The organism is Streptomyces sp. HUAS ZL42, assembly GCF_040782645.1.
Lineage (GTDB): Bacteria > Actinomycetota > Actinomycetes > Streptomycetales > Streptomycetaceae > Streptomyces.
This window is the reverse complement of record NZ_CP160403.1, coordinates 292502-306548: the sequence shown is the minus strand read 5'-3', so window position 1 is coordinate 306548 and position 14047 is coordinate 292502. Positions and strand designations below refer to the sequence as shown.

The 14047-nt window shown below is 68.2% G+C and carries 8 protein-coding genes and 3 pseudogenes; 6 read left to right on the top strand and 5 right to left on the bottom strand.

Translation table 11 applies throughout. From position 1 onward, the window contains the following. Positions 1-324: 324 nt before the first annotated feature. The 3 genes and pseudogenes from ABZO29_RS01545 to ABZO29_RS01535 all read left to right on the top strand — a co-directional run. On the top strand, positions 325-1041 hold the full coding sequence (locus ABZO29_RS01545) for an SGNH/GDSL hydrolase family protein (protein WP_367318301.1): 717 nt from the start codon (positions 325-327) through the stop codon (positions 1039-1041). Positions 1042-2138: 1097 nt separating this feature from the next. Further along, positions 2139-2531, top strand: a pseudogene (locus ABZO29_RS01540) (cysteine/serine endopeptidase inhibitor); the annotation flags it as partial. A 120-nt stretch (positions 2532-2651) separates the two neighbouring features. Then, a pseudogene (locus tag ABZO29_RS01535) lies at positions 2652-2936 on the top strand (fibronectin type III domain-containing protein); the annotation flags it as partial. Positions 2937-4374: 1438 nt separating this feature from the next. On the opposite strand, the gene ABZO29_RS01530 reads toward ABZO29_RS01535, so the two are convergent. The 3 genes from ABZO29_RS01530 to ABZO29_RS01520 form a co-directional block, all read right to left on the bottom strand. Further along, positions 4375-4932, bottom strand: coding sequence for a transposase (locus ABZO29_RS01530; RefSeq protein WP_367326023.1), 558 nt, complete (start codon positions 4930-4932; stop codon positions 4375-4377). A 53-nt stretch (positions 4933-4985) separates the two neighbouring features. Next, complete coding sequence (locus tag ABZO29_RS01525; RefSeq protein ID WP_367318074.1) at positions 4986-5468, bottom strand: winged helix-turn-helix domain-containing protein; 483 nt, start codon at positions 5466-5468, stop codon at positions 4986-4988. 195 nt (positions 5469-5663) lie between these two features. Further along, positions 5664-6626 carry a hypothetical protein gene (locus tag ABZO29_RS01520; RefSeq protein WP_367318300.1) on the bottom strand — a complete coding sequence of 321 codons (963 nt, stop codon included), beginning with the start codon at positions 6624-6626 and terminating at the stop codon, positions 5664-5666. Positions 6627-7246: 620 nt separating this feature from the next. Here ABZO29_RS01520 and ABZO29_RS01515 point away from each other — a divergent pair. Next, complete coding sequence (locus ABZO29_RS01515; RefSeq protein ID WP_367318299.1) at positions 7247-7825, top strand: DUF4913 domain-containing protein; 579 nt, start codon at positions 7247-7249, stop codon at positions 7823-7825. Between the two features lie 76 nt (positions 7826-7901). On the opposite strand, the gene ABZO29_RS01510 is transcribed toward ABZO29_RS01515, so the two are convergent. Beyond that, a complete protein-coding gene (locus ABZO29_RS01510) occupies positions 7902-9302 on the bottom strand; it encodes an RICIN domain-containing protein (protein ID WP_367318298.1) in 1401 nt (466 codons plus the stop codon). A 620-nt stretch (positions 9303-9922) separates the two neighbouring features. Here ABZO29_RS01510 and ABZO29_RS01505 point away from each other — a divergent pair. Continuing rightward, positions 9923-11506, top strand: a complete 1584-nt coding sequence (locus ABZO29_RS01505; protein ID WP_367318297.1) for a penicillin-binding transpeptidase domain-containing protein — start codon at positions 9923-9925, stop codon at positions 11504-11506. Between the two features lie 482 nt (positions 11507-11988). On the opposite strand, the pseudogene ABZO29_RS01500 reads toward ABZO29_RS01505, so the two are convergent. Next, positions 11989-12078 (bottom strand): annotated as a pseudogene (locus ABZO29_RS01500) (hypothetical protein); the annotation flags it as partial. A 246-nt stretch (positions 12079-12324) separates the two neighbouring features. Here ABZO29_RS01500 and ABZO29_RS01495 point away from each other — a divergent pair. Then, positions 12325-13941: a glycosyl hydrolase gene (locus tag ABZO29_RS01495; protein WP_367318296.1), complete on the top strand. Its 1617-nt coding sequence runs from the start codon at positions 12325-12327 to the stop codon at positions 13939-13941. Positions 13942-14047 lie beyond the last annotated feature (106 nt).

Genomic DNA, 14047 nt, shown 5'->3' with positions numbered 1-14047 from the left:
TGCAGGCGCATTGAACCACTGGGCCGCTCATCCCGTTGAGGTGGCTGAGGCCGCACCACTTCCTCTCCTCCGGGCGGCCTCCTCGCCGGGACCGCCACCGACGGCCGCTTCCCGGCGGATCCGCGGACAGTGGCGTGGATCACGCGCATTCCAAGTCGAACCGCAGCTGAGCCTGATCCAGGCTCGACGATCAAGAAGGAAGCCATGCGCAAACTGAAGTCGGCCGCCGTTGCCGCCTTGCTGACAGTCGCCGCTACGGGAGCTGCGGTCAGCGCTCCCCTAGGAGGTACGCAGACCGCGGCCAGCACCTCTGCACAGCGGGAAATGGGTCGGTACACCGCGCTCGGGGATTCGTACGCATCCGGGGTCGGCGCGGGCCGGAACGACCCCTCCAGCGGCGCCTGCCTGCGGAGCGAGAACAACTATCCGAACCAGTGGGCGTTCCGCCATTCCGACTGGGTTCTGAGAGACGTCACCTGCAGCGGTGCGACCATCGCTGACGTGCGGGAGAAGCAGCTGTCCGCCGTGACCGAGGAGACCAACCTCGTCACGGTCACGGTGGGCGGCAACGACGCCCAGTTCGCCTCGGTGGCGCGGGCGTGCCTCACCGAGGACGACGCCTACTGCAAGACGGCCACGCAGTGGATGTCGCACTACGCCAAGAACCAGATGGTGGAGGAACTCTCCGCCCTGTACACCGACATCAAGGCCCGCGCGCCACGGGCCCTGGTCCTCGTGTTCGGCTACCCGCGGGTGATCGCCGAGAGCGGTTCGTGCGCTGCCCCGATCGACCTCAGCGCCGACAAGCGGGCCAACATGAACGCGCTCGCCGACGCGCTGGCGGAGGGCACCATGGCCGCTACCACCAAGGCGGGTGTCTACTTCATCGACATGCGCGAGCATTTCAACGGGCACGAGGCATGCAGCAACGACCCGTGGATCCACGGCGTCGACCCGACCGATCCGACTGTGACCTTCCACCCCAACCTGGCGGGCCACGCCAAGGGCTACGGCGAGAAGTTCAGCGCCACCTGGGGCTGACGGCCCTGGCGGCCCGGGGGAAACCTTCCCGGGCCGCCACGCCCGGCCCCTTGGGCATCGTCCATGTCGATGAGGCGCTGGGCTACTGAGGTACGCGGGCGAAACGATGCGCCGCGGGGACGCCGGCCAACCGCGGCCCGACAAGTGCTGAACCCCCGCGTCACCGGGAGGCCAGCCCGAAACAACGCGATGAACCACTCCGGCTTCATTCCCGTTGTGGGGCACAGGAGGCCGCCGTCCCCCCGGCGGCCTCCCTGCGGGGCCGGGCCTGACGACACTCTCCCGCTGTCGCCGGGCCCGGTCCTCCGGCGGCGGAGTCTCCACTACCACGCATGCTGATGTGTTGCCACGCCCTGATGTGCCCTGTCCACACCGACGTCGCGATCCGGAGCAGCAGTTGTGGGAATAGCGAAGAGAATCGGGCGGGCGCTGCTGAGGACTGGACGGGGGATCGCACGGACGCTGTCGAGGACGGCAACTTTTTGGGGCGGGCTGTTCGGACTGGGCGTGGGACTCACGCTGGGAGCGACGCTGGGGATGGCGCTGCCGTTCGGGCTGGCAGGGATGGTGATCTGGGCTGCCATCGGACGGAAGGTGTCGAGGCAGCGGTCGTCGTCCGAGAATCCGGCAGGAACGAAGTCATGGGGGCAGGAGCAGTCGTCGCCGCCACCTGCCACACCGGGGACGGGTAACTGGAACACAGGCCCGGTCACCCCGTCTTCGCATGCCGGCTATTCGCCGTTGCCGTCGCCGCACACATGGGGTCACCCTCCGCCCCCGTGGCAGCAAGGGCAGCCGCGGCAGCCGCCTGTGCCGGCGCACTCGGCAGAGGTGGCCGGTATGAGGCCATCGGGCTTTCCTGAGGCCACGTCGCCCGCACCGAGGCCCGTACACAGCGATCCCACCAAGGCATCCGGCCCCCGGCGCCCTGCCACGTCGCCTGCCTCCCGGCAGGCCCGCGGACGGTGACCGGAGCAGGGCGTTCGGCGTGTCATTCACCTTCCCCACCGCGAGCGGCGAAGCCGCCGTGGATTCCTGATCCGTGAAGTCCAGAGGAACCGGAAACAGTCCCTGTTCACCTGTCCCGAGGAAGACATATGCAGCATGCTCTGAAGCGCACCGTTATGACGGTGCCGTTGGCCGGTGCCCTGCTCGGCGCCGCCGCGGTCGCGCTGTTCGGCTTCGGCCAGGACTTGTCCGCTACCCCCGTGAGCGACTCCAGAACCGGCAAGATGACCTGGTACGACAACATGGGAACGGGCGCGTGCGGCACCGACATCAACCCCGCTGTCGAGGATCTCGTCGCGGTCTCCCACCAGTTGTTCACCTCCGCCAACCCGAACGACGACGACCTCTGCAAGGGCGTGTCCGTCGAGGTCACCTACAACGGCAACACGATCACCGTGCCGGTCAAGGACCAGTGCATGGGGTGCACGGCGGAGCACATCGACCTGAGCAAGGCCGCCTTCCAGAAACTGGCCAACCTGGACGTCGGCGCCGTCACCGGCATCACCTGGAAGTTCGTCGACACCGGCGATGGCGGGAACAGCGCTGGTGGGAACAGCGCTGGGGGGAACGGTGATGGCGGGAACGGCGCTGGTGGGAACAGCGGCGGTGGCGGCGGGGACACGGAGGCGCCGACGGCGCCCGCGAACCTGCGCTCGACGGGCCAGACCCCGTCCAGTGCGACGCTGGCCTGGGACGCCTCCAGCGACAACGTCGGCGTGACCGGCTACGACGTCTACGTCGGCGACAACCAGCTCTCAGTGGGCACGGTCACCACCGTCACGGTCCCCGGCCTGTCCGCGAACACCACCCACAGCTTCACCGTCGTGGCACGGGACGCCGCCGGGAACGTGTCCGGCGCCTCCGACAGCGTCTCGGTCACCCTCGCCGGCACTGACGGCACTGACGGCACTGACGGCGGCGGCACCGGCGGCGGCGACGGAGGTACGGAGAGCGGCACCTGCCCGTCCGAGTGGAACTCCACCTCGTCGTACGTCCCCGGTGACGAGGTCTCCTTCGCGGGCCACAAGTACACCGCGACCTTCTACGCCACCGGCCCCGTACCGAACGACCCGACCTCCTGGGCGGTATGGCACGACGACGGCGTCTGCGGCTGACCCGACCGACCGCGAAGGCGAAGGAACCGGCGCAGGCTTCCGCTGTCCCTCCATGCGGGTGGTGGAAGCCTGTCCGCGTTCGTGTGCGCCGTAGGGAAGGGTGCCGCATCCAGGGCCGTGAGCGGGGAGGGGATGGCGGCGCTGGTGGCTGCTGGCCCAAGAGACAACAGAACGGCGCCTCAGGGCGCCGGAAGCCGCGTCCGGGCAGCATCCCGGAATCGGCTGGAGGACTCTGCGGCGCCGCTATCTCACCGGTGAACCGGATGGCGGCCCAAGGAGGACGGGATCACGCTGTTCGTCCCGCAGCGGGTGAAGGTGACCCCTTATCGCTGGCGCGGCTACAGCATCCCAAGACCGTGGGCGAAGACGGCGACGGCGTGAGCCGTGCCGTCCAGCGGGAGTCCGTGGTGCGCCAGATGCGGTGAGGGCTGCATGTCCGGTGCGAAGGGCGGGCCGGGGAAGCGGGCCGGTCGTAAGACCAATACCGCGCCCGGTCCGAACCCTACGTCGCCTGCGGCCTCTCGCAGCACGTCGGGGTAGCTGAGGGCAGCCTGAACCGGGGTGGTGCCGGGGAGGGTGGGAGCAGCTCTGACAACGCCGGGATGTGACCAGAACCGCCAGATGGGACAGGGCCGGCAAGCGAGTTGGAGACGAGTACGCGAGGAACCGGCGCTATTACACCCTTCAACCTTGACTCCGGCTCGAACCTGGTGGATCTGAGCCGGATGCGGTGCGTACGGGGGTCGCCCGCTCGGTGGTCCGGGAATGTCCGGGGAGGTATCACGGGACCCGCCCGTTCTCGACTCCGGCCAGCCGACCGTCCAGACGGCAGGCGCGGATAGGCACACCGACTGCCGAACGGGCCGGGCGGGACGGAGCCGCCGTAGCACTCCCAGGCCGGGGAACCTGGCACATGGGGAAGGGCGGCAGCGGAGAGTACGCAAGGAGGTCGTCATGCCAGAAGAGGCGTTGCTGAATGGCGGGGCGCCGGGTCTGCGGGTCCTTACTGGAGATGCAGACCCGGCAGCACCGTTGGTCTGCGGCCCACACCGGCCGCCGTGGCTTCTCAGCCGAGGTCGAGGTTGAACGGGGTACCGGGACTGCGATGAAGGTGCGAGGCCAGGGCCGCTCCCGGTCGGCTGCCGTTGAGGCTCGTGGGGGCTGTCTGGGCCTTCGGGCGCGCCGTGGTCACTGCGGTGTGCTCTGCCAGTTACTGATTTCCTCGGATTGTTGTCGGGTGGTGGGTGAGGCTGAGTCCGGTGCCGGCAAGGCAGCCGTCGATGAGGTCGTGCCGTAACTGGATATGGCGAAGTCCGCGGCGGAGGGTGCGTTCGAGGTGGTCGTCGTCGGTGAATGCGGTGTTGGCCAGCGGGCCGCGCCGTAACAGCGACCAGACGCCTTCCGCCGGATTCAAGTCCGGTGCATAAGAGGGAAGTTGGACGATGGTGAGCCAGTCGTGTTCGTCCGCGTACTGGCGCATGCCGGCGGCGAGATGGGTATTGAGATTGTCCCAGACGAGCACGATCGGGGCCTTGAGCTGGAGGTGCGCGCGCACCGCCAGGTCGCGGTAGTCGCGCCAGGAGAAGCTGTCGCGCCCTTTGCCCTTGTGCTTGCGGTGGCGGCGCGGCCGGTAGATCAGCCGGGAGGTTTCTCCTTGCTTGTAGCAGCACATGGCGGCGATCGACCAGCGGCGCCAGGAGCGGCCGCGCACCCGGACCACCGGCGTGTGCCCACGTCGGCCCCAGGTGCGGGCCCGCGGCGGTGTCATGGAAAACCCCGCCTCGTCCTCGAAGACGATGTAGGCCCCCAGCGCCGCCGCGGTCATTCCACCTGCGGCCACACGTCCTTCTTCCACAGCTCGACCGCATGCTCGTCGCGTTCCAGCGCGCGGCGGGCCGGGCACTGCCAGGACCAGCCGTGCCGGTGCAGCAGCCGCCAGACGGCTGCCGAGGAGCAGTCGATGCCGAACTTCCAGGCGATCAGCGCTCTGACCCGTGCCAGGGTCCACCGCTGGTCCTCCCAGCCGTGCTCGGCCGGCCCGAGGGCCAACTCCTCCTCCAGCACGGCGAACTGTAAGTCGGACACCTTGGGAAGTTTGGCCGGTCCCGTGGAGGCGAGGGCGTCCATCCCGCCCTCCTGCCAGGCACGACGCCAGCGCTCCACCGACCGCTCACTCACCCGCAGATCCCTCGCGATCACCGCGGTTCTCTCACTGCGTGCGAACCGCTCACCGGCCTGGTACCGGATCCGCTCACGAAACTTCCGCCGCTCGGCGGTCAGCCCACCGCCCTGCGCGTACCGCATACCACCGGCCTACCGCAGGGATCAGCATCCGACAACAGTCCGAAGAGATCAGTAACGCGCGTTGCCCTCGGTGACGCGGATGGGCGCCCGGCGGTCGCGGTGTCGGTCGGCCTGCCACGCTCCGACTTGGACCGCCGGGCGCCCACCCCTACCCGAGTGAATCGGTTTACCGAGGCAGCGGCCTCGCCGGCAGGATCATCCCCTTCCCTGCGGCTGCTTGCCTTTCCCCTTGTCGCGACGCCCATGGGCGGACGGAGGCACGCTGGAGTCGGCGGAGCCGCCGGAGTAAGTGGCTCCGCGGTAGGTGGCGTAGTTGGCGGTGCTGGGGTCGCCGTAGGGGGCGTAGCCGGTGGAGTGGCCGGCGGTGCTGGGGTCGCCGTAGTAGGTGGCCTGGTCGGCGGTGCTGGGGTCGCCGTAGTAGGTGGCCTGGTCGGCGGTGCTGGATTCGCCGTAGGGGGCGTAGCCGGTGGAGTGGCCGGCGGTGCTGGATTCGCCGTAGGTGGCGTACCTGACGGTGCTGGGGTCGTCGTAGGTGGCGTAACTGACGGGGCCGTGGGTGGCGTTCTCGACGGCGGATTCGCCGTGGTAGCTGAGGTTCGAAAACCTGTCTGCGAGGTCCCCGAGGTCCCCCGAGAACTGCTGCAGTCCGAGGTCCCCACCCTCGAGGTCGAGCGAAGGAAGTCTGTAGGCCTCCTGCTCGGATACGGACGCGGGATCTGCCTGCTCGGGGTCCGTGAGCGGCTCACGCTGCTTGTGCATAGCCAGGTCGCGCGCGAATTCAACGCCTGCCGCGCCCCAGGCGATTCCGGTCCCCAGTCCGTTGAGCGCGTTGTATTCCCGGGTCCCCTCCTCCATTACGGCGCCGGCCGTGTTGAGCGCCACGGATGCCAGTCGGGCCACGCTCGCCGCCAATTTGGTCCTGTCGAGCTGTTGACCCCCCTTGAAGCGTTCCTGGAGCTGAGCGGCGATCTCCCAGGCACCCTTGGCGCCTTGAAGGCCGATTCCCGTTGCGTTCACCGCCTCCTTGGCGGGCATCCACGGGGACAGACCCTGTACCCCGGAGGGAGCGAGATCGCCAAGCGCCTTCAAGAGTTCTACCCGGTGCTCCGCGACCCACTGCACTGCCTCGTTGCTCCAGCGCATAAGGGTCTCGCCCATGCCCTCGAGGGTGGCGTACGAGAAATACTGATTGTTGCGTCGGTCGTATAGGCCGACCTCGGCGTTCGGGGGAAGCGCGGGTGCGTCTTCCGGGACCTCAGTCGGACGACCTGGCACGGACACCCTCGTCTGCCCGGTCCTACGGCTCTCGCGCAGCTCGATGGTGCCGTAGTTGCTGGCGTTCGAACGTGAGCTGTCCCAGGACTGGTCGCTGCGTTCTGAGTGGGGTGAGCCTGTTGGGCGCGGTGGTGTAGTCATTTCACCCTTCCCTTCTGGGCGGATGGTCACTCCGCACGGAGCCTGTGGCGCGCTGACTTCGGCGCCGTATACCGGGTACGCGTTCCGGTCGAAAGGCACAACGTTCCTCCCAGGGTTTCGGTTCACCACCTTCCTCGGCTCGTGTCCCCTGATGTGTGGAGCGTTCAGTTATCGGACTTGTTCGCAACGGTGGGAAGTGCGCCGGTGCGTGTGGTGTCGGTGTGGAGACTGTCGCTGCTCCCCTCGGGCAGATGCCGGCAGGGGAAGGCGATCCACTCGTAGTCGGTGAACCGTACGCCGCCTGTGCACGTGGTGCCCATGCACGAACCAAGCTGGAGCCGCCTGGAGAAAGCGGGGCTGCCATGTCCACCGAGACCGTCGAAGTCTCCGTACAGGAGCGGAGCGCCACTCCCACCAAGGGAGTCGACGCAAGGACGGAAAGCGCGGATTCCCAGAAGAAACCTCCGAGCCCACCGCTCTTCATCCTCTACAAGGAGGGGCGTGAATACGCCCAGATCCTCAGGCAGTTGACCTTGTGGACCCACCACGTGCTGCTGCCGGTCTACGGCAGGGAGGTCACCTCCACGGCCCCGTGGTGCTCCCGCTGGTGGGAGCACCCGGAAGCCGTTGCCCAACTCCACGGCCTGTGGCTCGCCTGGGCCGAGTTGACCGGTCCTGGCTCCGGGATGTGCGGGCCCGCCAACTGGCACCGGGACTACCTCGGACCGGTGATGACCTCGCTGCGGGACCCGTCCGGGCCCTTCGCCGGCTGCAAGCCCGGCAACCACCGTCCGAAGGAGGCCCCTCCCATCGACGCCAAGGACCCGTTCGGCCCGCCGCCCCCTCCACCCTCCGCCCGGCCTGGCGGGGGGGCCGCGGTTCCGGCCGTCCCGTCTGGTGGAGATGGCGTCCCGCGTGATGGTGTAGCCGATCGACGCTGAGTAGTGCGCCGGTGTGCTCCGGCTGGTGTCGTCTGTCTGATCGGGTGTGCGCGGCGGGGCCGCCGCGCACACCCGATCAGGTCTTGACGAAGCTCCACTGGTGGTCGTCGAGGTCGTTGCATCCGTACACAGTGGCGATGGCGTGCGCGGTCTCCTTGTCCGTCCGCGCCACGTCCAGGCACATGTCTCCACTCTTCTGGTTACGGATCCAGTACGTGCCGTCCGGGCGCTTGTCGAACCACCAGAGCTGGTTGTCGTTGTCGGTGCCGTCGCAGTGGTACTCGGTCACCGGTGTCCTCGCCTGGACGGGGCCGTAGTTCGGCAGGTCGAAGCAGAGGTCGTCCTTGGCGTTGCGGATCAGGTACAGGTCGGCGCCGTGGGTGCCGCCCCCACGGGAAGCCAGGTCCAGGATCCACCGCTGGTTGTCGCCGCTGGCCGCCTTGCAGACGCCGTCCTGGACGGTGCCGTCCGGCTTGCCCTCGCCCGTGCCGGGAAGGTCGACGCAGAAGCCGTACTTCTTGTTCTTGATCAGGACCACGCCGGTCGGGATGCCGGGGTCGCCGGGCATCCCAGGCGCATTCTGCGTCGGCTTCCTTGTGGGTGTAGGGGTAGGGGTTGACTCCGACTTCGGCGTTTTCGGCTTCGGTTTCGGCGAGGCGGACGGCGAAGCCGGCTTCGGGGCGGAGGGTGAGGCCGAGGGAGGTTGCCAAACCGACGGCGAATGGCTCGGTACGGGCTGGAGGTTCATCGGGGACTTGTCCGCGTCGTTGCCCGCGCCGGCGGATTGGTTCTGCCCGTCCCCTGAACCTCCGGTGCCCAGGGCCACCAGCGTGCCGATGACGAGTGCCGCCACGGCGACGCCCACCGTCCCGACGACCAGGGGCCTGTGGAGCAGTCCGGGCCCCTCGTACTCGTCGTCGGACTGGGTCAGTCCCTTTCTGCGGCCCGATTCCCGGTCGGGGTCCGGGCCGAGAGCCGGGGACGGGACCCGCGGCCCCGCGGGCTGCGGCAGCGCGGCCACCTCGTCCTCGTCGTCCTCATCGACGTCGAAGGGCCGGGGTGCTTCGAACGGCCCGGCCGGCTTGGCGTGTTCGTCACGCCGACCGGGTTCGGCGGGCCCGGTCGGTTCCTGCTCGTGATGCTGCCCCAGAAGCCTGCTGGAGCCGTCCGGCGCGACCTCGACGATCGCCACGTAACCCGCGGAAGGATCCGAGATGGCCGCCGTCACGGGGGCGTCCCGGCTGCGTGCGTAGCCGTGCAGCGTGTCGAGGACGGCGACGTCGACCGACTCACCCGGCACCACCGGCACGGGCACACCGTCGATCTCGGCGGAGCCGTCACCGGAGATGATCACAGGCAGGGGGGACGGCCCGTAATCCTCACCGGTCGGCCCCCGCAGGCCCAGTCCCGCCGGTTCCCCGGACAGAGGGCGCGTGTCCCCTGCGGTCGGCCTGGCCACCTCTTCACCCCGGTTCATGTCCATCCCTCTTTTGCGGTGTCGACTGCTCGGTGTCGGGTCGTCGGGTCCGCCGTGGCTCGAAGGGCATGGGACGGGTGTCACGACGGTCCCCGCGCACCGCAACGGACAGCGGACGGAAACAGTTCAACGCCGTGCCCGCCGTTCGGCTCGCGGTCTCGGGGGACAGCGGCAGGTGGCACTCGGTGATGGGGCGCACTCGAGGGTGTGGACAGCGCATCGCGATGAGAGCTCTCTTCGATGAACCACGGACCGCTTCTCCCCGTTAGTACTGCGGAACCTGATGCGTCGGCCGGTGTCGCCTGGCACACGGATCCGAGCGATCAGTGGGAATTCGCAGTCGCGCCCCGTGGCACGCCCGGGCACTCACATGAAGGAAATCCTCGTGTCCTTTCCGATTCGGACCGCTTGCTCCGCAATCATGATCTTCCTGTTCTCAGTAGCCGTGGCGGGTTGCAGAGTAGGCGGTGACGACACACAAACCGCTCCGGCCAAACCGCAGTTGACGGCGACCCAGTTGCAGGTGCGGTGCTGATGGCACCGACGAGCTGACGTCACCACGAGATTTCTGAGACAGGTCAACAAGGCGCCGTGGTGGCGTCGCATTGGGAGAAGAAGGAATGCGCAAGAACACGAGACGGGGAGTGGGCGGGGCTTCGGTGCTCCTGGTTGTGGCGTTGGGCGCATATTACGTCGTCGATCCCTTTTCAGAGCCTTCGAAGACTGCGCCGCTGAGCGGTGAGGAGGTGAGCGTCGCAGCGAAGAGCTTTCTCGACGCCTGGGCCGAAGGAGATGCTCCAGCGGCTGTCGAAGCCACCAGTGATGCCGAAGCCGCCACCGACGCGCTTCGTGACTTCCGGGAGAGGGCACGAGTGGCCCGGGTGTCATATGGGCTCGTGCGCCGTGCCGGCACAACCGTCTCCTTCTCCCTGCGAGCACTCATCCGAGCGGGCGGTGAGGAGGTGCCCTGGACATATCAATCGTCGCTGAAAGTCGTACGCAATCGGAGCAGCGGTGAGCCGCAGGTGGAGTGGGACCCTTCCGTCATTCACCCGCGTCTCGGGCAGGGCGATGTCTTGGAGACCGCGCGGGCGCAGAAGCCTGGGCTCCAGGTGCTCGACCGCGACGGCAAGGTCCTGAATCCGGAGGAGTTCCCCTCGCTCGCCGGAGTTCTCGCGGCGCTTGATGAGCGGTACGGCCGTCTGGTAGCTGGTACTCCTGGATTTCAGGTGCAGATCCGGAAATCCGGAAATCGTGTCGTGACGCCGTTGCATCCCGTCACGCCGGGTAAGCCAGGAAAGATCCGCACTACGCTTTCCGCCTCGTTGCAGCGTGCCGCGGAGAAGGCGGCGAAGAAACATCCGGAGTCCTCCGCCGTCGCCATCCAGCCCAGCAGTGGGCACATTCTGGCAGTGGCCAACCATCGTAAGGACGACTTCAATGCGGCCTTTCTTGGCAAGCTCGCGCCCGGTTCGACGATGAAGATCATCACGGCGGCCATGTTGCTGGAGAAAGGGCTGGTGACCGAGACCGGAAAAGTTCCGTGCCCGAAATCCTCGACGTTCAAGGGGGCAACGTTCCACAATGTTAATAAGTTCGATATTCCGGATGGTTCCTTTTCAGACGGTTTCATCCGGTCCTGCAACACCACCTTCATAGAGTTCGCCGATGACGTCGCTGCTGGCGATCTGACCAAGGAATCGCAGGAGGTCTTCGGGATCGGGCTGAACTGGCGCAGTGGCGTCTCGACCTTTGACGGAGCCGTTCCCGTGGCGGAGGGCTCCGAGAGCGCGGCAGCGATGATCGGGCAGGGCCTGGTGCAGATGAACCCCCTCAATATGGCGTCCGTGGTGGCGACTGCGTCGACCGGGACGTTCAGGCAGCCGGTCCTCGTGCCGCCTGAACTGGACGGCCGGGCGATCGCGCGATCACAGCGCACGCTGCCGCGGGCGGTCGCGCGACAACTGCGAAGCATGCTGGCTAGAACCGCGGCGGAGGGAACGGCGGCTGATGCCATGCGCGGGCTGCCCGGCGATGTGGGGGCCAAGACCGGCTCGGCGGAGGTCGGCGGCTCGGACGTTGCCGACAGTTGGTTCACCGCCTACCGCGGCGATGTCGCTGCGGCGGCCGTCGTGCAGCGAGGCGGCCACGGCGGGGACGCGGCCGGCCCCATGGTGCGCGAGATCCTCCAGGCCGGCGGCTGACGGCCAAATGGCCTGAACGGGTCGGCTCGTGTCCTGCGCCGGAAATTCGATCAAGATATGAGGCGAGTCGCTGCACGATTCTCGTTTTCACGGCCCGGGTGACTCGGCAGATGAGTTCTTCGACCTCGCAGGTCAGGTGCTGGATAGGCCGTGCCGCAGGGTGGAGCGTGCCGCGGCCGCGTCCTCGGTGTCGGCAAGGTCCGTGCACCAGGCGATCAGCGCGAGGGTTCCTGAGGCTGGCCAAGGACTCACGCAGCTCGGAATCGATGCCGAGATGATGGCTTCGAGCCGGTTCGTCGCCTGGTGCGGGCTTGACGGCCGGTTCTTTGGCCACGCGGAGAATCCGCACGGCGGCGGCCGGTCCCTCGCGTGCTTCGGGAGTGGTGGTGGTGCGTCCGGACATGACCGCGCGGGCGGTGGCATCCACGTCCACGGCGTCGGTCCTGCCGCGCTTGCGGCGGGTGGCACGATCGGGCTCGCGCACCGACCGCCTGCCACCAGCGGCGGATCGAGGCCAGCGCGAACGCGGCGGAGTCGTGGTCGGTGCCGACGCTGACCCAGCCGGTGTTGGCGGCGTTGTCGCCCCACATGCGCTCTTGCTGTGGGTGGGCCCGACGGTTCACGGAGGGCAGCCACCAGTGCTCCGTCAGGCACCCAGGCCGAACGCGAGTCCGCGATCAGGAGGTTCCCCCGGCCACCCGGTGAACCATCCGCTCCACCCATCCGTCGTGCCCCCGCGGGCGATCCCACGAACCCTGATCGTCCATTCCTGATCACCTATCACGCACAGGCCCGACCGAGAGGCACGTTCTATGCCCATGCCCCTGTCCCTGCCCAGACGTCCGCTCCTGCTGGTTCTGTTACTGGTCGTCGTCGCTGGTGTGACAGCCGTGGCCTCAGCCGTCTACGCCCCTTTCGGCGACCGCGCGGACCGAAGCGACCGCATTGCCGGGGTGGCGGCCACCGGTGAGCACACCGTCACCTTCCAGAACAAGATGTCCGAACGCATCTGGATCGGTGCCACGGTCAACGCCGACGGTTCTGCCCCGCTCACCGGACTCCCGGCGCTGGACCCGGGCAAGTCCGCCACCATCACCATCCCGGAGAACTCGGGCGCCGGGCACTGGCGCGGGAAGTTCTTCGCCCGTCAGGGGTGCAGTGGTGAGGAGGGCAGTACGTTCCACTGTGCCGTCGGCGACTGCGGGCCGTACGCAGACCACTGCTCCACCGGAGAACAGCCTGCCAGCCTCGCCGAGTTCAACTTCGACGCGGCCGACGCACAGACCCCCTGGTACAACGTCAGCTACGTCAACGCCGTCTCGTCGACCATCACAATCGACCCCGACGGCGTGACTCCGCCCGAGAACGGCGGCGAGTGCTCCGCGGTGGGCTGCCCCGGCGATCTGCTGGCTGTCTGCCCGCCCGAGAACCTGACGACCGACCAGGCGACGGGCAAGCCGCTGGTGTGCGTCAACCCGAACAGGGATGCGAAGACCGCCTACAGCGAGGCGCTCACGAAGGAGTGCCCCAAGGCGTACTCATGGTCCAAGCACGACGCCGAGCCGGGCAACGAGGTGGTACGTCAGTGCAGTCAGTGCACCGGCATGACCGTCACCTTCCACGGAGCGGCAGACCCCTCCGCCACCACTGTTCCCGGGTCCACCTCCACCTTCAAGGCCCTCGCCCCCGATCCCGCGGTCTCCGCGCTCGCCAACGGCAAGGGCGTCAGCCTCAACTCCGTCGACGGTGCCGCCCAGGCGCTGGCCGACTCCGGCGCGTCCTGGTACTTCAACTGGACCTCCTCCACCGGCGAGGTCGCGAAGCCGCAGGGCGTGGAGTACGTCCCGATGATCTGGGGTCCAGGCTCGGTCACCGACGCCGAACTGGGCCGGGCCGCCCAGGAAGGCACGCACCTCCTGGGCTTCAACGAGCCCGACTCGCCCACCCAGGCCGACATCAGCCCCGAGCAGGCGCTGGATCTGTGGCCCCGGCTGGAGGAGACCGGTCTGCGTCTGGGTGCCCCGGCGGTCGCGACCGCCGGCGATGTCGAGGGCGGTTGGCTGGACCGGTTCATGCGGGGAGCCGCCGAGCGCGGTCTGCGCGTCGACTTCATCCCCCTGCACTGGTACGGCGCCGACTTCGGCTTCGAGGCCACCGAGCACCTGCGCGGCTACCTGCAGGCTGTCCACGACCGTTACCAGAAGCCGATCTGGCTGACCGAGTACGGCCTCATCGACTTCTCCCAGGGCACCCCCCGCTACCCCGGCGAGCAGGAGCAGGCCTCGTTCATCGAGTCGTCGACGCAGATGTTGGAGAGCCTGGACTTCGTGGAGCGCTACGCGTGGTTCACCCTGTCCACCCGGACCAGTCCGACCGGCCTCTACGACGGGACGACCGCGAACGCCGGCGGCCGTGCCTACCGCGACGCGGGCTGACGTCCATACGCAGGGGCACGAAGGGCCGTACATCGAACGGAGGTTGAACCCGCTCCCGCTGTCGCCCGCAGGGCGAACTCGCCGTGACCCCGGTCGGGGTCACGGC